We start from the raw sequence: 25,250 nt of genomic DNA, 5'->3' as shown, positions 1-25,250 counted from the left end.
CCAGAGTGATGAAAGAATACTAATGTAAAGAATAGTTACTAGATAAGCTTACTATGTACTTGATAGTGATAACTTCTTGAGCTTGATATATAAATCAGATTTGATTTTTGAAAAAATTACCTACTCTTAAAGCTGATGTATGAAAAAATTGCTATTCCTATTTTAAGTCTTATATTTGCAACGCTCATGTCTAATGTAGTAGCTGCTGAGACTGTGATGAAAAAAGTCGCCAGAACAGGAGTATTAACAGCTGGTACTAGTAGAGATGCGCTACCTTTTGCCTATGTGGATAGTCAAGGAAAGTTAAATGGCTATTCTGTAGACATGCTGATTCTGATTAAAGAGCAATTAGAAAAAGAAACAGGAAAAAAAATTAAACTGCAATTAGTTGGTCTTAGCCCATCTGAACGGATTCCGAAAATAGTTAATCAAGAAGTTGATATTGTATGTGATGCTAGTAGTTTTACATGGAAGCGAGATAAAAAAGTAGATTTTTCTGTCAGCTACGGTGCGACTGGAACCCAATTATTAGTTAAGAAGGGAAGTAATCTAGGTTCTCCTGAATCACTTATTGGTAAGCGAATTGGTGTGCTGTCGGGAACCACAAATGAGCAGGCGATCGCTCATGTACAACCCAAAGCTAAACTGGTATATTTTAAAACTAGGGCAGAGGGATACACCGCTTTGCAAAAAGATACTATTGATGCTTTCTCATCCGATAGCATTCTTTTAGAGGGATGGCTGCAACAGCAAAAAAATCCAGATGCTTTTGCGATCGTGCCCGATCGCCCCTATTCACGAGAAGGTATCGCTTGCATGGTGCCAGAAAATAACTCCAGATTCTTGGATACAGTCAACTATTCTCTGGTCAAGTTCATGCAAGGATTCGTCAATGGAAATCAGCGATATGTCACTATTTTTGACCGTTGGTTTGGTTCTCAAGGCTCTGTAGCGCTCAATCGAGATTTACGCGATTTGGTAGTGGAAACTATGCAATTGGTCATAGAATTTCGTGAGGAAATTCCTAAAAATGACCTGTGATATCATGTCCGGTTAATTAGTTATGATTCCCACAGTCATTGCACGCCACCCCCAGCCGTTCCCTTTGCCAAAGCTACGGTGTATGCACAAGTCTGAAATAGCTGATTAACCAGCGTTTTACCCCACCCTAACCCTCCCCTTGCAAAGGGGAGGGAACTAGATTTTCCGGTTTCCCCCCTTGCCAAGGGGGGATTAAGGGGGGTAATTTGACTTGTGTGTACACGGTAGGAGGGGAGACGAAGCGTAGCTTTGGCTGGGGTTCTTATGTTTAATAAGTAACCAAGCGGACATGATATTACCCTGTCTTTTAGCTTAATTGACTGCGAAACTTACTAATACTAATAGTTAATAACACAACAGCAAAAGCGACTAAAGCCAAAACATTCATCCACAGTACATCTAAGCCAACACCTTTGAGCAAAATACCTCGAACGATCGCAATGTAATGGCGCAGGGGATTGAGTAGGGATAGGGCTTGAAACAAAGGTGGCATGGCTTCAATGGGTGCGATCGCTCCAGAAGTTTGTACCATTGGTAAATTAATAAAGAAAGATGTCAAAACTACCTGTTGTTGCGAACTACTCACAGTCGCCAACATAATACCCAAGCTAATACCTACAAATACATACATACTTGATAGGGCGAAAAACAGCAGAAAACTACCTCGAAATGGTACATGAAATATTACTGTTGCTAAAGTAATAGCTAATAAAACATCGCCCATTAATAAAAATGCTAAAGGGACAATTTTTGATAGTAATATTTGCCAGTTAGCAGCCGGAGTCATTAATAATTGTTCTAAAGTTCCGGTATCTTTTTCCCGAACAACTGTAATTGCTGATACTAATGTGCCAATTAATGTTAAAACTAAACCCATCACTCCTGGGACAAAAAACCAACTACTTGTCAGTCCAGGATTGTAAAGAAATACAACTTCAGGTGCAACTGGGGGATTTACTTTACCTTGGGTTAATTGTAGATTATATTGCTGGATAATTTGATTCATATAATTTCCGGCAATCCCGGCTGTATTGGCATTTACAGCATCAATAAATACTTGAATTTCTGCTGATTTTTGTGCCAGTTGACGCGGAAAATCGGGAGGAATTACTACCCCGACATCTAGCTTTCCTTCTTCTACCTGACGACTCAATGCTTTTTCACTGCTTGGTACAGATTCTAAGGTGAAAATTCGATTTGATGTCATGGCTGAAACTAACTCCCGACTAGCACTGACGTTAGCATAGTCAATGACACCTAATCGTAAGTTATGCACGTCGGGATTGAGAATAAAACCATACAACAATAATTGGACTGTTGGCGGGACAACTAACAAAACAATTAATTGCTTATTGCGGAGAATTTGATTAATCTCTTTCCGCACTAATGCCCAAAATGGACTATCAAATAATCGCTGAATAAGTTTCATAAAATTCCTTTTTATTGAACCGCAGAGAAGACAGAGAGATTAATTTGATAATTGCATTCGGCTTAAAACTCGGCGTGCTAAGTTGAAAAACACTAATCCCAAAGCTGCAAGCATGAGCAAATCAAACCAAACTCCGCCAAATCCTGTACCACGCACGAAGGCATCACGAGTGATATCGATGTAATAACGCGCCGGAATTATGTTAGGTAGTAGTGATAAAGGGAAAGGAATATTGTTGAGGGGATAAATAAAACCTGAGAGTAATAAGGATGTGATAAAGCCTACAAGGGAAACGCCTTGTACAGCAGCATTTTGGTTACTACTACGGACTCCTAAAAGTAACCCGAAAAAAACGCTATCTGTCAGAAATAATAAAGTGCCAACTACTAATGTTATGGGGTTGCTAACTATGCCAACTTGAAAAATAATTGAGCCTAATACCATAACTACTAATGCCTCGACAATGGCAATTAAGAGGTATGCTAATCCTTTACCAAGTAATAGCTCAGTGGCACTAATACTAGAAGCGTAGACTTGTAAAATTGTCCCTTTTTCTTTTTCCCGTACCATTGCGATCGCAGAGAGCAATGAAGGAAAAATCCAGAGTACAACTCCGTAAGTTCCTGGCACAATATACAGCGATTCTAATCTCCCAGGATTAAACCATAGACGCATTCGCGCTGTAATAATACTAGTAGCAGGTAGCAATCCATGCTCTTGCATAAAAAAGTTTGTCACTCTCTGAATGCTATTTCTAATGACACGGGCATTGTTAACATCAGTAGCATCGATTAATACTTGCACATTTGTACTTCTACCTGCTTGAATATCACGGCTAAATTCCGGCAGAATAATTACTGCGGCTTTAGCAATTCCTTTATCTATTGCATCACGGGTGGGATTGCCACCAGACCATTGCTTCGGCACAAATTGATTAGTAGCATACAATCTTTCAATATAGCTGCTACTGAGGTTTGTGCGGTTAAAGTCTTGCACAATTAGGGGAATATCTTTACTTTCTAATCTAATAGCAAAACCAAAAATTATTAAGGTAATGAATGGCAATAAAAATGCTAGTGCTAACGTTAGGCGATCGCGGCGAAATTGAGCTATCTCTTTGACACATTGAGCTAAAATTCTTTTCATATATATTAAGTAAGGCTTTGCCTAAAATGAGAGTTTTTTAAACTTAGAAAAACGCGGAGGTTTTTGGAGGATAATTTGCTGAATACTCTTTTTCTATTCTTGCGATCGCTGTACTATACCAATAAAGGCATCTTCTAAATAAAAAGGAATCGGACGTAAAGAATTGATGGTAATTTGATTAGCTTTTAAAAGTTGAGTTAGTTGATTTATTTCCTGTTCGGGATGATCGAGAACAATGTGTAAACTATCAGCAAAAATCGAGATGCGCCAAGACTCGAAGTGTTGTTTTAGGATCTTAGAAGCTACTTGGTTTTGATTAACAACAATTTCTATTAATTGTCCCGGTTGTGATGCTTTGACAGAACTGGGTGAACCTTCGGCGACGGTTTCTCCTGCAACCATAAAACTCATCCGGTTGCACTGTTCAGCTTCTTCTAAATAGTGCGTTGTCACTAAAATGGCTGTACCGTTGCGGGCAAAATCATTAATCAGCTTCCAAAACTGGCGACGCGCCAACGGATCAACTCCCGATGTTGGTTCGTCTAAAAATAAAATATCTGGTTCGTGCATCACGCAAGCACCGAAAGCAACTCGCTGTTTCCAACCCCCCGGTAGCTGCCCTGTAATCATATTTGCTTGTCCTTCTAAGCCACAGGTAGCAATTACCCAATCAATTTTTTCTCGTCGAAGTTTGCGAGGTACGCCGTAAACTCCACTATAAAATTCGAGATTTTGCAGAATAGTTAAATCGTCGTAAAGGGTGAATTTTTGACTCATGTAACCAATGCGTCGCCGTAAGTCTGCACTACGCAAATTTCCTGTCTCACCACCCAAGGAAATTTCACCGCCACTTGCTGCTAGTAATCCACACAGCATTTTAATGGTGGTGGTTTTGCCAGCACCGTTAGCACCTAACAACCCAAAGATTTCGCCGTAACGAACTTCGACGTTAACATTTTTAACGGCTTGGAACTTGCCAAAAACACGGCTGAGATTGTGAGCGTATATCGCTAGCCCTGAGTCCTGAGTATTAAATACTCCCTCTGCTTCCCTACTCCTCTGCTCCTCTGCTCCTCTGCTCCCCTGCTCCCCTGCTCCCCTCTGCCGATAACGAGGAAATGGAAAAAATTGCGGCACGGAACCTTGTTGCCGCAATCGCGTGACAAAGACGTTTTCTAATGTGGGTTCGCCATGCTCGATACTGGGAGAAGGTAACTGATGTTGTTGCAGTAGTTCGCGGACTTGGATTTCGCCAGAATTTATATCTTCAACGAGGACATCCAAGCGATCGCCAAAAGTTTGCACATCTACTATATTTTTCTCAGTAGCCTGGGAGAGTATTTCTTCTGCCGCTTCCAGGTTGGCTGTTCGCACTTCCAAGCGATGCAAGCCTAAGTTAGCCCGTAATTCTTTGGGTGTGCCAATTTCATGAATTTGCCCACTGTACATCAAAGCCACACGGTGACAGCGTTCAGCTTCGTCTAGATATGGTGTCGCAACTACAATTGTCATCCCCTCGGCTGACAATTCCCCTAGCACATCCCAAAACTCCCGCCGGGAAACTGGATCGACACCGGTGGTAGGTTCATCTAGTAACAATACTTCTGGTTGAGAAACCAAAGCACAGCACAGCGCCAGCTTTTGTTTCATCCCACCAGAAAGTTGTCCCACTAAGCGATCGCCAAATCGCTCTAAATTCATTAATTTTAAATATTTATCGCGGCGTTTCTGTAACAAATCATCTGCTACTTGCCTCAACCCTGCTGCATAACGCAAGTTTTCATCAATACTCAAATCCAAATACAGCGAAAACTGTTGAGTGAGATAACCTGTGATTAATCGGGCATCTCGTGCAGGCTGATTAAATATTTGCACCTCCCCCGCCGTTGCTTCCATCACACCGCCCAAAATGTGAAAGGTACTAGTTTTCCCCGCACCGTCAGGGCCAATTAAGCCAAACATTTCACCTTTGTGGACACTCAAATCAATTCCCCGCACAGCAGCTAAGTTTCCATAGTGCTTGTGCAAACCGCGAACTTCAATTGCTGTCGTTGGCAAACTAGATGATGGCGGTAAGTTTGGAGAGAAAGTAGTAATTTGCTGTTTCATTCCCTTCTACCCCCTGCCGACGCTCTCTGCGAGACGCTGCGCGTAGCTTGCTTCTCTGTAAGAGTACGCGGACTCGCTACCACTGCGCTATCCTGCCCACCTGCTCCCCTGCTCCCTTGCTCCCCTGCCCCCTGTCTCCCGCCTCCTGCCTTCAAACTAATTTGGGCATCTGCTGGCATCCCCATTTTGGCGCAGGGTAAATCTGATTCACTATAAGGTTTTTCAGGGTTAAAGCAGCTATCAGGATTTTGAACTTTGATCCGAATTCCTACTACTTGTCTGACTCGATCTTTTTGAAAGTAAATATTTTCTGGTGTAAATGAAGCTTGCGGATCGATGGCAATTACTTTACCTTCTAATGGTTTCCCCGGTGCAGAATCAATGAAGATTTTTGTTGTTTGTCCTAAACGCACTCTGCCAATATCGCCTTCGGGAATAAAACCTCTAAAATAGACTGTTTTGGGGTCAACAATTGTCAAAATATTAGTCTGATTGCTAACTATTGCACCTGGTTCAACACTCCGGGCTGTAACTATTCCATCTAAGGGACTAACTACATTTACATCTTTTTTGGAGTCTGCAATCTGGGTGAGGATTTGCTGATTTGATGCTTGGGCATCTTTGACTTTGGCACGGGCAGAGTTGACTTTCGCCTGTGCAGATTTAAGTTGAGCATAACTTTGTTGCTGTTTTCTGACTAATGCTGTTAACTGGGCATTGCGAATGTCAGGATTGAAACCTGTAGTTTTAACTTGAGTTAACGCTCCTGATGTAGCCTTTAATTGCTGGCGTTCGGCATTAACTGCTGCCTGTCGTGCTTCTAGGGTTGCTATTGCTGTATCTAGAGTGGTTTGGGCTTGATCGAATTGTTGTTGATTTACCGCCCCTTCTTTTACCAATTGGGCATAGCGATCGCGGTTGATTTTTGCTAAATTAACTTCTGCTGCTGCCTGTTTAACTTGCGCTTGCGCTTGCACCAATGTGGCTCTGGCTGCTGCGACATTTGCTTGTGCCTGCTCAATTCTTCCTTGGGTATCTCCTTGAGACTGCTGCAAATTAAGTTTAGCTTCGTTAATTTGGCTGTTAATTTCTTGAATTTCTCTGGTGACTCGCTCTACATCTGAAATTGCCTGCTGTTCATCATATCTAGCAGATGTCACTCTCGCTTGAGTACCAAGCAGTTGTTGTTGCAGCAATTGATCGTCTGTGTCGTCTAACTTAATTAACTCTTGCCCTTTTTTAACTGCTGCCCCTTCCCGCACGGCAATTGTCTCAATTCTTCCAGAACGCTTGATCCCAATCTCGGTTTCATAACCCTCAATCCGTCCACTAACTTGCAGTATATTTGCTGATACTTGCGGTTGAGATCGCCACACCGCGTAGCCAATACCACCAGCCACCAACAGCACCCCGATCGTTAAAAGAATCGGTTTCTTGCGGCTTTTCTGCTTCGATACTGCATCTTTGAGATTTTCCGGGGATGTTGGTATAGTCTGAGTCATGGTAGCACCCTGGATTGTGAAAAATATTTTGTAAATTGAAAATTTTGAATTCAGTGTCATATACTAGACTGTCTAGTATGATAATACAAGATATTACGTAAAAAAATTTACTCTTCATGCCTATAAACCCTACTTTCCAACTAGAAAATCCTTTACCTGCGATCGCTCCAAAGCAGGAGCAAATCTTGCAAGGAGCTATACAGGTATTTTTGAAGGAGGGTTACGCTAGAACAAGTATGGATCGCGTTAGTGCGGCGGCTGGAGTATCTAAGCAAACAATATACAGTCACTTTCAAGATAAAGAAGGACTGTTTAAAGCGTTGATAGAACGGTTGACGCTTGCTTGTTTTCAAAGTATTTTTTGCACAGAAAAATTGCATAGTGAACCAGCAGTTTTTTTGCGTCAAATTGCTGAAATTTATTTAACCGAAGTCGCTGATAATCCCGATTATTTGGCATTGTTGCGTTTGATTATCACCGAGTCACAAAACTTTCCAGAACTAGCTAAACTTTATACCCAAACCGTTGTGCTACGCGGTCGGCAAATGCTGAGTCAGTATTTCGGATCTCATCCAGAATTAGGAATCACCGACCCAGAAGCAATGGCTCATATTTTTTTTGGTTCGCTGGTATCCCACGTGATTTTACAAGAAATGTTGTATGGAAAAGAACTGACATCTTTATCACGCGATCGCTTGCTAGATAGCTTAATAAATGCGGTTATGAGCCAGTCTCTAAATACGGTTGAATAAACAACAGTACTATACCCGACAACCTTTAATGCTCAGGGATAATGGGTGTATTTGTTTGAGATTATGAAGTGGAATCACAGGTAAATATTATGCTGAGTCAATTACCGAATTGCATTACTAGTCCTTCGTGGTGGCAACTGATCGGATGGATTGCCGATCCGATTGGATTTCAGCAAAAGTATAGTCAAAAGTATGGAGACATGTTTTCCATGCGACTGAGTGGACTTGGCTCTTATGTAATTATTAGCCATCCCCAAGCCATTCAAGAAATTTTCAGTCAAGATTCTAAATTTGATATTGGTCGTGGTAATAAACTTGCAGAGCCTTTGATTGGGCGAAATTCTCTGATGTTAATAGATGGTGCCCGCCATCGACGAGAACGAAAATTATTAATGCCCCCCTTTCATGGAGAAAGGCTACAAACTTATGCAGGGCAAATCTGCTTAATTACCGAGCAAATCGCCAGTCAATGGCAAATCGATCAACCTTTTGTGGTTCGGTCTGCCATGCAGAAAGTTAGTCTAGAAGTAATTTTACAAATTGTCTTTGGTTTAAGTGAAGGAAAACGCTATCAACTAATTTTACCTCTGCTTACTAGTTGGTTGGATATGACTGATTCTCCTTTGCGCTCCAGTATGCTGTTTTTCCGATTCTTACAACAAGATTGGGGAAAATGGACTCCTTGGGGGCAGATGAAAAGTAGACAAAACTATATTCATGAGCTACTTCAAGCAGAAATTGAACAGAAAAGAACAAAGAACAATCAGAACCAGGGTGATGTTCTGAGCTTGATGATGGCAGCACGAGATGAAAATGGGCAAGCAATGACCGACGATGAATTAAAAGATGAATTGCTCACAATTTTATTTGCTGGACATGAAACTACTGCAACAACGCTAGCGTGGGCTTTCTATCAAATTCACCGAAATCCAGATGTCCTCTTAAAATTGCAGCAGGAACTTGACAGCTTGGGAGAAAATCCAAACCCGATGGAAATTGCCCAACTTCCTTACTTAAGCGCAGTTTGCCAAGAAACCCTGCGGATGTATCCAGTGTTGCCAGGGCTTTTCCCACGGATTACCAAATCATCCATAAATATTGCAGGATATCAGTTTCCTCCTGACACAACCTTAATGCCAAGTATCTACCTCTTGCATTACCGGGAAGACTTGTATCCTAATCCTCAACAATTTAATCCCGAACGTTTTTTAGGACGCCAGTATTCTCCTTGGGAGTTCATTCCTTTTGGTGGTGGAAGTCGGCGATGTTTAGGATATGCCCTTGCTCAGTTAGAAATCAAATTAGTCCTCGCAACAGTTTTATCCAATTATCAACTTACCTTAGTAGAAAATAAACCTATTAAACTGCAACGACGTGGATTTACCCTTGCTCCTAATGGTGTAGTTCGGATGATGGCTATTAAAAAACGATAAACTTACTTGGGAGGAACTTGCATTCCAATACTGCTCAGTTAAGAAGATTTGTTGGGTAACACTAAAGTTCTACCCAACCTACAATTTTCTTAACTGAACGGTATTGCTTTTAAGAACCAAGTTTTAACAGCGGCAGTCTCACTTAGGACTTACGCAATAACTCTCTGAAACTCTCATTTCTTTGTATCCTTTGCGCCTTTGTGGTTCGTTTTTTCATGATTTTGCGTAAGTCCTGTCACTTTTGCTGCTAGAAAATGCTGATGTGTGTAGCCCGTCGCAGGCATCGCAAATAAAACTTTGCAAAACTACACGCGCTCAGGGACAATTCATGAATTGCCCCTACCTAAAAATCATTCTTTTCGACTATTGTTTGGATAAGTCCTGTTCACTTTTTGCTGTCCGGCTAAAAAGTCGATAGTATAGTGAGGTACTAGTTTCCTTTAAAGGAAACAGCAGATAGGTGAGAGGATTTATTGCCACAATAATATTTCGGAAGTCTCGCCGTGCCAAAAATAAGATCGCACGAGCAACTTGCTGTGCAGACATCACACCATAAGGATTCAGTTGACTCTTAAATGGGCCAAGAATTAACTTGCGAATTACACAATCCCCATCCAAACGCTTGAGGGTAACAATATCTCCTAACGCTCTTTTGCTGAGTTCATAAAGTGGACTTAGTGCTGGAGAAACCTCAGCCTCAGAAGTGTTTATCCAGATTTCCTTGGTTGCTTTTGCCTGTGGACCTGTTACAGTTGTCAAAAATATATCTATCAACCGCAATGCTGAAAAGGTATTTACCTCATAAGAGGAGTTGATAGCCTCCGGTGTGCGGCTGGCGTAGACATTGGTTCCGTGGTTGATAATTAAAATATCTACTTTTTCTAAACTATTTCTCAGTTCAACTTCGTTGCCCAACTGCCAGGAAACCACCTTTACCCCAACTTGCTCTACTAATTTTTCTGGATTAGTGGTTAATGCGACAACTTTAGCATTATTCTTTACAAGTTCAGCCGCCAGCGCTTGTCCCAACGCTCCTGATGCTCCGGTTAAAGCGATGGTTTTACCTTTTAGAGACAGTCCTGTGCCCAGAATTTTATCCACTAGGGGAAAGACACCACTGTAGTAAGCGTTGACATCATCAAAATGATGCCGCCAATGGTAAGACCGATTCACCCACCAAATGGATGGTATTGTCTCTAAAGGGCCGGGTAGGTGGTTGTAATCTGTATCAATTTTTCCCTGAAAATATCGCACAGACGCGCCATACAAAAAGGTGCAAGCATAAGCTACTCCCAGCCATAACCCCAGTTGTTGGACAATTAAGGCAACGACTACCAAGACCACTAGCAGTAGACTCGACTCTAAAATGTCGTGATAGAGCTGGGATTCTTGGTAAATTTTCAGGGAAACTATCGATAAATCCCGACGATAGGCGCTATGGTGCTTGTTGTGCCATTTAGCAAGCCAATTGACTTGGTGACACAAAGCATGGTAGCTGTCTCTCAAAACCTCAGCGAGTAAAAGTGAGAAGAGTGCCCAACTAGCAAACTGTAAGCTGGCATTTAGCCAAACCCAATTAATTTGTAAGCTTGTCTCAATTCCCATCAAGTTTTCAGCTAGCATTTTTATCATATTTGTCTATACTCGTTTTTTTTAATCATTCTTCATGATCTGATAAAGGCGCCTTAAGGTCGAGTCTAGAGCAAATTAAAATCAAAAGGAATGGGGAGCAGGGGACTTAGTTACAGTAAGTCTTTCCCCCTCCGCCCCTCTGCTCCCCATGCCCAATTAGGAATTAGTTAAGATATCCCAGTTGACTTTCACATAGCCAGGTTCAATGTGGGTAAAGTGTTTGCTAATTGCTGATGTGCCTTTTGGTAGCACGTGAAACGGAATTGATGCGTACAAATGATGCTCTGCATGAAATGGCATATTCCACATGAAAAATCGTACAGACCAGAGTGTGAGTGTATTGGTCGACATCGCCAACGCAGTCACAGTCTGACCGGATTGCCTTTCCTCTAAGAAATTGAGTGTAGCAGTGATGTCTACAACGGGCTATTCGGCGTTGCACTCAACGGCAAAAAACCCGGCGTTAAGTACCGAGTTGAATACCAAAATCCGAAATCGCCCAATTAGCATTGGGATTAGGGCGGCCGCATTATATCAACGAGAGCAGTATATTGTCAATAGAGTCTAAATCAATCTCATTAACTTATGCTTCTTGTTAAAACTTTAGGCGTTGGCGTAGCCCGCCGCAGGCATCGCTTTGAGTTCTGCAAACTACACCCAGCGATAAATACTGATTATGAGCGTTGATTCTTAATCTTGGTCGTGGTCAAGAGTAATTTAGATGCGTTTGCTCTGGGGCAAACTTGAGACGAATATTCTTACTAGGAGAAGGTTGATACCTTCCATATTATGGGTTGTCTTTCAATTCAGAACTCAGCACTTTTAACTCAGCATTCTTCATTATTAATTGATATCTATTTTAACTCCTTCAATAATACTAACATCCGATTGTGTTGGATAAATTTTAGTAAGTTTGAAACCTGCTGATTTAAATAAATCTTCAAACTCAGCTTCAGTACGAATACGTCCACCTGGACACATTACTAACATGTTGATATCTATAAACTTACTTCCTGAAAACTCGTTAGCAGGAGGAAGTACGTAGTCTATCACTAAAACCCGTCCTTGCTCTATCATAGCTTGATGACAACGTTGAAGAATAGCCAGCGATCGCTCGTCATCCCAGTCCTGAATAATATGTTTAAGAACATAAGCATCTCCTCCTTGTGGCAGAGCTTCAAAAAAGCTACCTCCTACAAGCTGACAACGACTAATAACGGATGCTATTTCTTGTGAATCCTTGGCTCTATTAATCACTTCTGCCTGATCGAACAATACTCCTATCATAGTAGGATTAGCTTCGAGTACAGCAGCTAAAAAGCTCCCTTGACCACCACCAACGTCTATTAGCTTATTAATTGACGAAAAATCATAAGCTTCCAGGTGTTCGGTATAGGAATCTTTTGATGAAGTCATAGCCTGGTCGAAGATTTCTCCTCGGCTAGAATTCTGTTCATTGTACTCAAACAAATCCATACCATACAAATCTTCGAAGGCACTTTTACCAGTTTCTAAGCAATACATTAAATTCCCCCAGGATTTATAGTAATGCTCTTCACCTCGGAAAATAGCCATAGCACGAATTGAGTCAGGAACGTTGCTTTGCAAACAATCTGCCAATGGTGTTAGCTCAAAGCATCGAGTTTGTGTCTCCGCAAAAATTCCAATACTGGCGAGCGCCCGCAAAACTCGATATAGAGAATCACTATGTGTATTTGTTGCAGCAGCTAAAATATCGCAATGTTGAGAGCCATCCTTTAGCAAATCAGCAATACCAAGTTTAGCGACGACATAGATACACCGTGAAACCCAGTAAGCATGTACCCATTCTAGCGGACTGATTTGAAAGTCTGTATTATTAGGTTTTGAATCAGATGAAATCATGATTTTGAAATAAATTAACTAAGTGTTGATTGTCTGTAATATTCCAGTGAATATACTTTTAATTTGAGCATTCAAACGGATGAAATGCAGGAGAACAAGTTCAAATTTAATTTTTAAAATTCAAACTTTTTATAATCATTGCATCATAACTACGGTCTGGTATAATTTTTTTTAGCACAAGTTCAAGCATTAAACCTAGCTGCCCCTTAGACAAGAAATAACGTGTTTTAGGCTTCCTAATTTCTAAAGCCTTTATAATCGCATCTGCAACTTGTTCCGGCGGCATCCCTTCACGATTTGATTGAATTAAATCTTCTACAAAAAATTTATATGTATCTCCATACATTGCTTTAGCATCAGGTGACATATTGGCAAAATTTTTTCTAAAGCTTTCCTCTACTTTATCGGGAGCCGCAGATGCAATTGAGCCTGGTTCAATTAAGATAACTTCGATTCCCCAAGGATGTAATTCTATTCTCAAAGCATCGGTAAATGCCTCTAACGCAAACTTGGAAGCACACAAAGCAGAGATATATGGCCCAGAAATTACTCCTCCGATAGAGCCAATATTAATAATCCGACCTTTAACTTTTCGGATTAACGGTAAAAATTCCTGCGTCACTGCTATTTGCCCAAAAACATTGACTTCAAATTGCCATCTCAGGTCATCAAGCGAAATAAACTCCAGTGGCCCATCAACTAACAGACCAGCATTATTTACTAATCCTACTAATCCTTCATCAGGAATAGATTTTGAAACAATATCTGCCGCAGATTTAATTTCTTCTGGTTTTGTAATATCCATGAAAATTGGTGTCAAATTCTCGGAGGAATCACTCTTGAGAGATTCAGCATCTTTTTCTTTACGGACTGATGCAAATACTCGATATCCTTTTTTGTCAAGCATAAGAGCTGTTGCTCTGCCTACACCTGTTGATGCTCCTGTAATTACGATAGCACCTTTATGTTTTGGAGGCATTTTTGTGACCTTTAGAGTGAATAGATATGCAGATGTAAAAACTAAAATTTAAAATCAATAAAATTGGAATTATATTGATAGTTTAATAGGGATGCTCTTTTAGATAATTTATATTCATTTTTTTGAATTCAATAAATGTTAATAGAAGTGCAATAACCATCAGTAAAAAATCCGTAATAGCTATTCCATAATATACACCACTTACACCTAGCAACTTTGATAAAATTACCACTAGTGGAATAAATAAAACTATATTATTTAAAATAATTATTATAGAAACAGTTTTTCCCTTTCCTATAGACTGAAATAGAACTGAACCAAAGGGAACAAAAGATATTGTTGGTATTAATAAACTCAAAACGCGAAAATTGAGTAAATCATTGTTTGTGAAAGTCGAATTTGGCAATAGCCAACTTAAAAATGTTTCTGGTGATAATTGCATTGGCAACCAAAATAATACAGCCAAAGCAGTTACAGAAATACTAAAAGTAAAATAAGCTTTTCTCACTCTATCATAATTTCTGGCTCCATAATTTATGCCAATCACTGGTTGTAATGCTTGCACAAATCCATTTAAAGGAATGAATGCTAATAAAGTCAATCTTATAGTTGCTCCGTAGAAAGCAATATCACTATTTGTTCCATAATAGGAGATAGATTTAAAAACAACAAAATTTTGAACTAATTCCATAACATTAGCGAGTAGTGCTGACATTCCCACTGATAAAATTCGCGGAAGTAAATTTATTGCTAGAGCAAGCTTTCTAGGATTAACTGGAATAGAACTTTTACCAGATAAGAAATATATAAAGTTTATTATGCAAAATACTATCATAGCAATAACAGTAGCAAGAGCAATTCCCCGGATACCCCAATGAAAAACTACAACAAATATAGGATTTAAAATTATATTAATAATGACATAAATACCTGCAAAAGTCATAGCTAATCTAACTTTACCTTCTGACTTAATAAGTTGGTTGGAAGCTACTGCTAAAATATAAAATACTGAGCCTAGTATATAAGTTTTAAAATATTCAGAACCGGCAAAAGCTACTTGACCAATTCCTCCCATTAGTTTAATTAATTCTTCACTAAAACTGTAGCCAATTATAGTAATAAAAAAGGATATAAAAATACCCATTATAATTAAATTGCCAAAAATTTTGGACTGAGTTTTTATATCTCCAGCACCAATAGCTCGGCTCAGAACAGAAGCTGAACCTGTTCCAACTAAGTAAGCAAAACCATCTATGATAGCAGTAAGTGGTAGAGCTAAAGATATGCCAGCAATTGCTGTTTCTCCTATAAATTGCCCAGCAAATAGAGCATCAATAAAAGCATTCATGTTAATCAGCAGTATTACTAGAATGCCAGGAGCTGATAACTTGAACATCAGTTTTAAGATGTTACCTTTAAGTATCTCATTTTTTATTTTAGATTGGTTTTGTGAAGTCATTTTTAATTTATTTACTTATTAGCGTGACCCAAGCATTACCATCTTCAAGCCACTAGCTGGAGGATAGTTAACGCCCCTAGCTTTAGGTTTCTCTACTCTTTTATGTGCTAACGCTAATTGATAGCGTGAGAGAATTGTTGCTAATACCAGTTTCATTTCAAAAAGTGCTAATAACTCACCTGGACAGCGACGAGCGCCACCACCAAATGGTAGAAACTCATAGGGAGAATATTCTTTTTCTAGAAAGCGCTCTGGTCTGAATTGCTTTGGTTGTGGATATAAATCCTCTCGTTGATGAGTCAAGTATATACATCCTCTTACTACGGTTCCTGGGTCTAATTTGTAGTCCATGACTTCAATTGGTGATTCTACAAGTCGTGGAAATGTCACAACCTGAGTTGGATAAATTCGTAGGGATTCATTACAAACAGCATTTAAGTAAGGTAATGCGATAATCTTCGCAGGTTCTAGGGATTCACCAAGACTGTCAAGTTCTTCCAATAAGCGATTGCGAATACCAGGTACACTATGAATCCAGTACAAAGACCAACTTATAGCAGTGGCTGACGCATCTTGACCACCAAATAGCAATGATGGAAACAAATCTCGGATATATTCATAGGTCATTGGTTGACCCATTTCATCGCAAGCCAAGACCAGTTCTGATAATACATCGGTACGCAAAGGATTTACTTGTTGGTGGCGCTCTTCAATTTCGATGTGGAGTAGTGAGTCAAATTGCCGTTGTAAGTGAAGCCAGTATCCCCAAGGACTCCAGCGACCCAAATCCTTCTTTAGAAAAGGGTAGGACAGAGATATATCTAGCCAGCGAGACCGAGCGTAACTTATTAAATTAGAAAACAGTTGTCGAAATTGTTCGTAACGCTCTCCTTGATGTAACCCAAATAATGATGGCAAAACTACTTCTAAGGTAATCTTTTGCATAGTTGGGTAAGCAAGAAAAGATTTACCTATAGTCAGTTGATTCATTACTTTTTCTGTTACTCTACAAATATGCCGTCCATATTCTTGTGTCTGAGTTTCGCGCATCGGTGACATCAACAACTTACGGCGATTTCTGTGACGCAACCCATCTAGTGCAAGCAACCCATACTTGCCGACAATTGATTCTCCACCTTGATTCAACTTACCAGAAGCTGTAATCTCTTTTGCATTAGTAAAAATCTGCTTCATCCCTTCTGGGTTGCTGATTATTACTAGAGGTATTGAATCAGCCATAATAGTAAAAATGTCGCCATAGCGATCGCCCATAGCATCCATGAAGGCAAGGGGATCGGTCTCAAATTGATTGAGTAATCGGGGAGAAGTTTTTGGCCCATCAGGTAGTTTCATTGGTATTTTTCTGATAAATGTTAAATAATTGATAGTTCTTAAACTAAACCGACTACGAATGGTTGTGATTGTCTTTGATTTTGACGCAGACCACGTATGACCATCTTCACACCGCTAGCTGGATAACAAATCAGACCTCCATATTTGGGACGTTCTGGGCGCTGACTAACTAGCTCTAATTCATAATTTGCCAGAATAGTTGCTAATATAAGTTTCATTTCAAATAAAGCAAAAGTCCCGCCAATACAAACACGAGAACCACCACCAAATGGGAGAAATTCGTAGGGAGAAAATTGTTTTCCTAAAAAGCGCTCTGGCTGAAATTCTTTGGGACTGGGATATAAATCTTCTCGCTGATGTGTGGAATAAATATTAGCAATAAGTATTGTACCGGGATTCAACTCGTAGCCCATCATCTCGACGGTCGATTCTACCAACCTGGGAAATGCAAACAACTGAGTTGGATAAATTCGTAGAGCTTCGTTACAAACAGCATTTAGGTAGGGTAATGTGACAATGTTCATGGGGTCTGGGTTTTCACCAAGACTATCAATTTCTTCCAGCAGGCGCGCTCTTATAGCAGGTAAACGGTGAATCCAGTACAAAGACCAAGCGATCGCAGTTCCGGAAGCGTCTTGAGCTGCAAATATAGGCGATAATAGAAGGTCGCGCACCTCTTGATTACTTAATGGTTCACCTGTTTCATCAGCAGCAAATATCAGATCGGTAAGCATATCAGTGCGTAAATAATCTGCTTGCTGGCGGCGTTCTTGCACTTCAGTATATAGCAATTGAAAAATTTCCTGTCGGAGGTGAAGCATATATCCTTCTGGACTCCACCGACCTAAATCCCGGTTTCCTAAAGGTAGTTTGGTAATAAATTTAAAAAGTTTAGATCGCTCGGATTTGAACACAGAAATAAATAAATGCTTGAGTTTGTCATAGCGTTTACCTTCAGGTAATCCCAGCACAACCTCTATACCTATCGACAGCGTAATTTCTTCTATGATTGAGTAAGCGATAAAAGGTTTGTCAATCGCTTGTCGAGCCATAATTTTTTGCGTAAGTTCGCAGATACGTCGTCCACAGGCTTGCATTCGCGTTCCATGAAAAGCCTGCATGAGGAGCTTACGTCGATTTTTGTGAATTAAACCATCAAGTTGCAGTATTCCTTGATTTCCTGTGAACAGGGCAAAATCTTGGTTCAAGGTACCAGATGCGGTAATTTCTCTAGTATTGGTGAAAAGTTGCTTGATAGCCAAAGGATTACTAACATAAATCATTGGCGTAGAACCAAGCATTCTAGTCACCATGTCCCCATAAAGTTGGGAATTAGCATCCATATAGGCAAAGGGGTTAGCCTCGAATTGCAGAGCTAGCAACCAAGCAGGAGTTTTTGGCCCCGGAGGTAGTTTCATCACTCTTTTTTACTCCCATTATTTTTATACAGCATTATCAATACAAACTCTCAGATATCTGGCTAATTCCTGAATATAAGGTTCTACAAAAATTGAGAAATGGTCGCCAGGAATTTCAATCATTTGTATAGGTTGCTTGGAAAATTTCTCCCAACCTAGAAATGGATCGTCGGTATTCCATTCGGGGTTTTCAAAATCATGAATTATTTCCTCATTTGCTCGGAATAAAGTCATTTTCTCAGGATAAATCTGCGGGACATAACCTCGCATAGCTTGAACATGAGCTTTGAACAGTTTGTAATGGTGAAGAAAATCGTTAATCTCCGCATCGCTAAAAATGAAATTTGCTTTTTGATTAATAAAATTAAGTTGCTGATTTAATGGTAAATCTCGAAGTTCTTCAAAAGGTACTAAAAAGTCTATATTATTATCGGTTTTTATTGATTCAGCGATCCGGAGCAAAAATTTTGCATCGTCATCGTCTGTAGATTCAATGGGTGCTTCTGATAGTATGGCATCGATGATAACTAATAAACTTACTGTTTGACCCTTCTTTTGCAACTGTTGTGCCATTTCAAAAGCAAGTACACCGCCGTAACAATGACCACCTAAAAGATAAGGGCCATTTGGTTGTACTTTATGAATTTCTTGGAGGTAACGAGTTGCAGTTTCTTCTACTGAAATAATTTCTGCTTTGTCTTGTTCTAAGGTATCTTCCAAAGCGTAAAATTGATAATCTTCACCAAGTCTTCTGGATAAATTAAAGTAGTGACTAATACCTCCACCAGCACCATGTATACAGAAAAAAGGTATTTTAGAACCGGAAGAGTTAATTGCTACTAGAGGAGAATTAGAACTCTGACGGGATGGCTGACTGACAATAGTTGCTAGTTTCTCAATTGTTGGGTTTTCAAAAAGAGTAGATAGGGGAAGATTATGCTCAAATCTGTCATGAATTTGAGCCATTAAGCGTACAGCTAAAAACGAGTGACCACCCAACTCGAAGAAGTTATCTGTCACCCCAATAGGGTTAGTATTTAGAAGATTTTCCCAAAGTTTTACTAATGATAATTCTGTAAAATTCCGAGGAGCAACAAATGATTGGATAGTAGTTGGTCGGATAACTTCATCAATTGGCAGAGAATGCTTGTCTACTTTGCCATTAGGTGTAAGTGGGAGCTTATCCAGCACCACAAAAGCAGACGGTCGCATGTAATTAGGCAACTGATGCTGCAAATAGGGCAACAGTTGTGTAGCTATATCCTGTTTATTTGTGACGACATAGGCAATCAAACGCTGATTTTCTTGAGCATCATCGACGGCAATTACAATAGATTCTTGCACATCTGGATGTTGTGCGATCGCAGCCGCAATTTCACCCAATTCTACTCGAAAACCTCTAATTTTTACTTGTTCATCCTGACGACCCAAATACTCCAGACTACCATCATTGCGATAACGCACGAAATCGCCTGTTTTATAAAGCTTGGTTCTGGGAACAAAGGGGTTATCAATAAATCGTTCTTGAGTTAACTCTGGACGATGTAAATAACCCTTCGCTAACCCATCACCACCAATATAAAGTTCTGCAATCACTCCTCTAGGTGTTAATTGTAAATCCCGATTCAACACATAAGTTTGAGTATTGTCAATAGCACGACCGATGGGGACACTGCTTGCTTGGTCTTCTAATAAACTAGTATCATAGTAAGTAGCATTAGCAGAAACTTCCGAGGAACCATAAAGGTTAATTAATTTTGCAAATGGGATTAATTCTCGGAAACTTTTAGCTAAGTTAATAGATAGTGTTTCCCCGCTAGTGATCCAAAGTTTGATCTGCGATAATTTCTTGAGCAGATGACTGTAATTGTTAATCAGTAAGCGCAGTAGTGAGGGTACAAGTATAATACGGCTTACTTGATGAGCAGCCAGAGTTTCTATAAATAGTTGCGGGTCTAGTATAGTTGCATTACTGATAATTACTGTAGGAATTCCTTGAAGTAAAGGAGCAAAAATTTCCCATACAGAATCTACAAAACTAATAGCTGTTTTTTGACAACAAACTTCTCCTTGGGTAAAAGGATAGGTTTTCCATAGCCAATGTAAGCCATTGACTGTACCACGATGAGTGCCAAGAACGCCTTTAGGTGTTCCAGTTGAGCCAGAAGTGTAGATAATATAGGCGAGCTTATCAGATGCAGAGATGTTAATGGGATTTTCTGAACTTTCTTGAGCAATTTCATCTTTGTGGATATCTAAGCAAACAGTTTTAGCCGAAGATAATGATAGTTTTTCTAATATCTCTTGCTTGGTAATTAACAGCGATGCTTGGGAATCAGAGAGCATAAAATTCAGGCGCTCTACTGGATAACTCGGATCGAGGGGAATATATGCACCACCGGCTTTGAGGATTGCTAAAATTCCTGTTACTATGTCTATGGAGCGTTCCAGACATAAAGCAACCAGCGTTTCTTTTGTTATACCCTGTTTTTGTAGATAATGTGCAAGCTGATTCACTCTGTGGTTAAGTTGACGATAAGTCAGTTTCTCAGACAGGCTAATTAACGCTAAAGAGTCAGGTGTTAATTCTACTTGTTGCTCAAATAATTGATTCAAAGATGTATTTTGAGGATAATCAGCACGAGTTTGATGAAATTTTAATAATAGTTGTTCCTGTTCAGAAGCAGTTAGTAATGACAACTCACTGATGCGCTGTTCTGGATTAACAACAATATTTTCTAACAATGTTTGGAAGTTGTTGATAAATTGAGTAATGGTTGTTGAATCGAAAATGTCTGTATTGTACTCCAAAGATCCTGTTAAACCTTCTTGAGATTCAGATATCGACAAGAAAATATCTAGTTGAGCTGTACCACTATCAAATTCCAAGTTACGCAAGGTTAATCCAGATACTTCCTGTACAGAGGTTGGAGTATTTTGCAAGACAAACATGATTTCATAAAGTGGATTTCGGCTTAAGTCGCGTTCGAGTTGTAATTTTTCTACAAGCATCTCAAAAGGCAAATCTTGATGTGCATAAGCATCAAGAGTCACCTGACGCACTCGACATAGAAATTCGCGAAAACTGGGATTACCACTAAGGTTATTACGTAACACCAAAGTATTAACAAATAAACCCAGCATTCCTTCTAATTCTGCACGATTGCGGTTAGCAATTGGAGAACCAATTAAGATGTCTTCTTGGTCTGTGTAACGATATAATAATATGTTAAATGCTGCCAGCAAACTCATAAATAAAGTCGCATCTTCTCGCTGGCTTAATTGTCTGAGTACATCAGTTAGAGCTTTTGAGAATGTAAAGTACTGCTTGGCACCACTGAAAGTAGTAACCTTCGGTCGCGGACGGTCTGTAGGTAATTGTAGTACAGGTAACTCACCCTTGAGTTGTTGCTGCCAATAATTTAATTGGGTTGCGAGGAATTCACCTTGGATGCGATCGCGTTGCCAAATTGCAAAATCTGCGTACTGAATGGGGAGTGCAGGTAAGGGAGAAGGCTGATTTGTTGAAAAAGCAGCATACAGCGTTGACAACTCCCGCAGGAACACATTACAAGACCATCCATCCGTAATAATGTGGTGCATAGTCACAAGCAAAACGTGTTCTTTTCCACTCAAGCGCAGTAAAGTTGCTCTGACTAGAAGCCCTTTAGCTAAATTAAAAGGTTTTTTTGCTGACTCTGCTGCAAATTGCTTAACCTCCGACTCCCAGTTATTATCAGACAAATGTTCAAGATTAATAATAGATAAATCCCAAGTTAATTGGGGTACAATTTCCTGTATTGGTTCTCCATTTATAATCTGAAAATTTGTCCGCCAAACTTCATGACGATTGAGGATTTCATGCAAACATTGTTGCAGTACTGTAATATTCAGCCGTCCTTTAATCTGAAATGCGATGGAAATATTGTAGAAAGAACTCCCGTGATAAAGCTGGTCAACAAACCATAGTCTTTGTTGGGAGAAAGATAAGGGAATATTTTTAAATACTTGACGTTTGGGGATAATATCAGCTTGAATATTCCCTCTCTTCCATTTTTCTAAAAGGGCTTTTTTCGCTGGGGATAAATTAAAGTCTTGTTTCTCCATTGCTGATAAATTATTAATAGTTACTAGTTCTTAGTCTTTTAGCTAAGTTTGGACTTGTCACTGAATAAAAAGTTTCATTCCCAAACTCTTGATTCAGATAGCTATACCGTTATCAAAAGCTTATTAAGTGACAAGTCCTATCAGCTAAAGCAATTAATTTTGACTGAGCCACTAATCATCGGCAATTATACTATCGCGTCAGGGATGGTTTTCGACAAACAAAGCAATCCTCACCTGTTGGGGTAGGGTCTCCAAAATCTTTGCTATTGTAGTGATTAATTTCTATAAAGCCCACATTTTCTAAAGCCGACTGAATTTCTGATGAGAAATAAGCTTTATCCAGTAAGGTATTGTCCGAACGCTTCCACATTCCATTTATCAATTCAAATGTGGTAGATTTGAGTTCCCGCATCCTTTCTTCTGGGTTGTATTTGCCTTCTTCAAGATAAACATATTTATCAGTGATATCACATATATTGAAATCTTCTAGAAGACTCTCACGCGATACACTGTCCACAGTTACTATGGTGAACACAAACAGACCATTATTATGCATCGCTGCATACACGTTTCTGAAAACAGTTGTCAATTCCTCAAGGTTGAGAATGAAGCCGAGAGTGTTTCTTGAAAAAACTGCATCATAGGTGGGTAACGACTCAAACTTACGTATATCACTAAGAATAAATTTACTTTCAGGTGCATTTATTTGGGCGTAGTGCAATAGTTTTTCAGAACAATCAAGTCCAGTCGTTTGATAACCTCTTATATGAAACTGTTGGACTAATTGTCCGTTAGCGCAACCAATGTCGAGAATATGTGCTCCTTTAGAAAGGTGTTTTAGCATTAATTGCTCTAAAATTAGTGCTATAGTTTCGGCTTCGGAAGTGATACCAATAGCATTATATACCGAAGCAATAGGGTCGTGATTTGCATAATTATTGGCTAAATACATAAACTGCTTTTCCTATTTCTAGATAAAGATTTAAAATCAAGTATTTGGGGAAACTTATAACAAGAGAACTGCTACTTCTTCTTCGGATAATTCTTCAATCTTTTCCAATAGAAGTTGTTCAACTATTTCTGCTTGTTTCGCTGGTATCATTGCTTCAAATAAAATGTCACGTAGTGGTAAGTCTACAGGGAATTTGGTTCGCAATCGAGAAACTAATTGAGTTGCAATCAGTGAGTCGCCTCCTAACTCATAAAAGTTGTCGTAAATACCAATTTCTGCAATTCCAAGTACCTCTTGCCATATTTCCGTAATTTGTTTTTCCAACTCATTTTTCGGAGCAACATAGGAATTACTCAGGCTAGGTCTAGAGTACTGTGAGGATAAATTTAATTGATTAGTTGATGTTGAATTTGCTAGAGAGTCAAGGCTAAATGGATAATTTTTTCTAGCATTAATATCTACTTTAGAAAGAATAATCTGAGTTCCTTCTCTTAGAGAAAATACTCGTTTAAATAGTTCTACAATTTCTGTTTGAGTAATAGCTAAATTTGACCCAGATACTTCCTCAAGTGTTGTTTTTTCTTGGTTAGTATTCAGTTGTAATTTATCCCAATTTATAATATACCACGGAAAATCATTATTCTGATTGTGTCGGTTAGCAAAAGTATCAATGGATTGATTAACAGCTGAATATAAGCCTAGTCCAAATCCTCCTAAAATGGAAGATAAAGAAGAAAAAATAATACAAAAATCTAATTTTATGTTTTGTAAAACTTGTTCTAATGCTGTAATCTTACAAAGTTGAGATTCTAATAATTTTTGTAATTCTATTTTACCAATTTCTGGAATGGAACCAAATATATTTGCGCGTTTTATTCCAGTTGAATAAATGACCCCATTAATTTGTCTAATATTTTCAGATGCAAGGTTTTGAGACATTTGCTCATAATTAGTTGTATCTGCACGCATTACCAAAATTTTTGCACCTAATTTCTCTAATGCTAGCAATTGTTGAATTTTGCAACTCACTTCATCTTCTTGAGTGTGAGATTCCAGCCATTGTGAGAAATCATCTTTTTCTGGGAAAGTAGAATCCTCGATAAATATGAGTTTTGCTTGAAAGGTTTTTGCTAAATATTCTGCAAGCACAACTTCAATACTTTCTAAACCACCAGCGAATAGGTAAACACCTTGTTTTCTCAATGGTGTTTTTTCGTTAGCTACTGACTCTAAGCGAACTGGCTCAAACGTTTGTACCCAACGGTAGCGATCGCGATAAGCAACTACCATGTCTGAGGATACAGAGGTCAACTCATCCAAAAGTTGGTCAATAATATTACTCTCACAATCTTCTTGTCCTTTTTCTGCGTCTCTGCGATTAGTTAAAGCAATATCAATACATCGACAAGTAATATTAGGATTCTCTTGAGGGATGACTTTACATAAACCTAATATGGCTGCTTTCTCTGGGTCTAGTTTTTCATTCCCATTCACCTCTTGGATGTTGTTCGATACGACCAAAATTTGCAAGCGATCGCTAATTTTCAGTTTACTAAGGCTCTGCATGAAAAATAGTAAACTGTTGAATTCTAAATAATTTCCTCGTTGACAATTTTCAATATGGCTTACGCTCCAGAAATAAGCAATATATTCTGGATTTTGACCTGATGTTCTTAATTCTTTTAGTAATGTATTATAGTCTTCACTTATACAGGGATTAATTGTATAAATACCCTCACTTAATTTACTAAAATACTCTCCTTGTTGAACAATGATAATATTTACAGGTTGCTTTGTTAACGCATCAATTACTTTTTTAGCCAGTCCCAAATCATCCACAAAAAACAGCCAATTTTCTTGGGTAGATTTTATTGGATAAAAAGACGACTTATGCAGCAAAGAACGTTTCAATGAAGGAGTATAAAACCAGTCAGCAATATCTTGTTTATGATCTAATGTAATTGATTTTGTCTTTACTGAAGTGGGTGGGGATTTTGCATCAATCCAGTACCTTTGTCGTTCAAAGGGGTAAGTAGGCAAAGGCAAACGATGAC

Annotated in this window: 17 protein-coding genes; 3 read left to right on the top strand and 14 right to left on the bottom strand. The window is 39.2% G+C overall.

Annotation, left to right across the window (positions count from 1 at the left end; genetic code table 11):
• The first annotated feature begins 135 nt into the window (after nt 1-135).
• Complete coding sequence (locus tag HWQ42_RS10170; RefSeq protein ID WP_292811517.1) at nt 136-1,041, top strand: amino acid ABC transporter substrate-binding protein; 906 nt, start codon at nt 136-138, stop codon at nt 1,039-1,041.
• A 307-nt stretch (nt 1,042-1,348) separates the two neighbouring features.
• Here the strand turns inward: HWQ42_RS10170 and HWQ42_RS10165 are convergent, their stop codons facing one another.
• The 4 genes from HWQ42_RS10165 to HWQ42_RS10150 form a co-directional block, all read right to left on the bottom strand.
• Nucleotides 1,349-2,470 carry an ABC transporter permease gene (locus HWQ42_RS10165; protein WP_292811515.1) on the bottom strand — a complete coding sequence of 374 codons (1,122 nt, stop codon included), beginning with the start codon at nt 2,468-2,470 and terminating at the stop codon, nt 1,349-1,351.
• 39 nt (nt 2,471-2,509) lie between these two features.
• Entirely contained in the window at nt 2,510-3,616 is a 1,107-nt protein-coding gene (locus HWQ42_RS10160) for an ABC transporter permease (RefSeq protein WP_292811513.1), read from the bottom strand.
• A 93-nt stretch (nt 3,617-3,709) separates the two neighbouring features.
• On the bottom strand, nt 3,710-5,725 hold the full coding sequence (locus tag HWQ42_RS10155) for an ATP-binding cassette domain-containing protein (protein ID WP_292811510.1): 2,016 nt from the start codon (nt 5,723-5,725) through the stop codon (nt 3,710-3,712).
• Complete coding sequence (locus tag HWQ42_RS10150; RefSeq protein ID WP_292811508.1) at nt 5,722-7,227, bottom strand: efflux RND transporter periplasmic adaptor subunit; 1,506 nt, start codon at nt 7,225-7,227, stop codon at nt 5,722-5,724. Before HWQ42_RS10150 ends, HWQ42_RS10155 begins: the two co-directional genes overlap by 4 nt.
• A gap of 116 nt (nt 7,228-7,343) precedes the next feature.
• Here HWQ42_RS10150 and HWQ42_RS10145 point away from each other — a divergent pair, with 116 nt between their 5' ends.
• Together HWQ42_RS10145 and HWQ42_RS10140 are read left to right on the top strand one after the other, a co-directional pair.
• Nucleotides 7,344-7,979, top strand: a complete 636-nt coding sequence (locus HWQ42_RS10145) for a TetR/AcrR family transcriptional regulator (protein ID WP_292733767.1) — start codon at nt 7,344-7,346, stop codon at nt 7,977-7,979.
• A gap of 89 nt (nt 7,980-8,068) precedes the next feature.
• Nucleotides 8,069-9,412, top strand: a complete 1,344-nt coding sequence (locus HWQ42_RS10140; protein WP_292811506.1) for a cytochrome P450 — start codon at nt 8,069-8,071, stop codon at nt 9,410-9,412.
• Between the two features lie 363 nt (nt 9,413-9,775).
• Here HWQ42_RS10140 and HWQ42_RS10135 read toward each other — a convergent pair whose 3' ends face one another.
• The 10 genes from HWQ42_RS10135 to HWQ42_RS10090 form a co-directional block, all read right to left on the bottom strand.
• Nucleotides 9,776-11,044, bottom strand: a complete 1,269-nt coding sequence (locus HWQ42_RS10135; RefSeq protein ID WP_292811504.1) for a bifunctional sterol desaturase/short chain dehydrogenase — start codon at nt 11,042-11,044, stop codon at nt 9,776-9,778.
• Nucleotides 11,045-11,200: 156 nt separating this feature from the next.
• On the bottom strand, nt 11,201-11,458 hold the full coding sequence (locus HWQ42_RS10130; RefSeq protein ID WP_292811568.1) for a fatty acid desaturase: 258 nt from the start codon (nt 11,456-11,458) through the stop codon (nt 11,201-11,203).
• 429 nt (nt 11,459-11,887) lie between these two features.
• A complete protein-coding gene (locus HWQ42_RS10125; RefSeq protein WP_292811501.1) occupies nt 11,888-12,928 on the bottom strand; it encodes a methyltransferase in 1,041 nt (346 codons plus the stop codon).
• 106 nt (nt 12,929-13,034) lie between these two features.
• Nucleotides 13,035-13,907, bottom strand: coding sequence for an SDR family oxidoreductase (locus HWQ42_RS10120; RefSeq protein ID WP_292811499.1), 873 nt, complete (start codon nt 13,905-13,907; stop codon nt 13,035-13,037).
• 82 nt (nt 13,908-13,989) lie between these two features.
• Nucleotides 13,990-15,366 (bottom strand): MATE family efflux transporter, encoded by a 1,377-nt coding sequence (locus tag HWQ42_RS10115; RefSeq protein ID WP_292811497.1) that lies wholly within the window; start codon nt 15,364-15,366, stop codon nt 13,990-13,992.
• 18 nt (nt 15,367-15,384) lie between these two features.
• Nucleotides 15,385-16,719, bottom strand: a complete 1,335-nt coding sequence (locus HWQ42_RS10110; RefSeq protein ID WP_292811495.1) for a cytochrome P450 — start codon at nt 16,717-16,719, stop codon at nt 15,385-15,387.
• Between the two features lie 38 nt (nt 16,720-16,757).
• Entirely contained in the window at nt 16,758-18,137 is a 1,380-nt protein-coding gene (locus tag HWQ42_RS10105) for a cytochrome P450 (RefSeq protein WP_292811493.1), read from the bottom strand.
• Between the two features lie 24 nt (nt 18,138-18,161).
• Nucleotides 18,162-22,244: a non-ribosomal peptide synthetase gene (locus HWQ42_RS10100; RefSeq protein WP_292811491.1), complete on the bottom strand. Its 4,083-nt coding sequence runs from the start codon at nt 22,242-22,244 to the stop codon at nt 18,162-18,164.
• A 190-nt stretch (nt 22,245-22,434) separates the two neighbouring features.
• On the bottom strand, nt 22,435-23,196 hold the full coding sequence (locus tag HWQ42_RS10095) for a class I SAM-dependent methyltransferase (RefSeq protein WP_292811488.1): 762 nt from the start codon (nt 23,194-23,196) through the stop codon (nt 22,435-22,437).
• A 54-nt stretch (nt 23,197-23,250) separates the two neighbouring features.
• Nucleotides 23,251-25,250 (bottom strand): KR domain-containing protein (locus tag HWQ42_RS10090; RefSeq protein ID WP_292811486.1); only part of this gene is annotated, 2,000 nt, incomplete at its 5' end.

The sequence above is a fragment of the Nostoc sp. JL23 genome, from assembly GCF_017115065.1.
Taxonomy (GTDB): Bacteria; Cyanobacteriota; Cyanobacteriia; order Cyanobacteriales; family Nostocaceae; genus Nostoc; species Nostoc punctiforme_A.
This window is presented reverse-complemented; position numbering and strand designations above follow the sequence as displayed.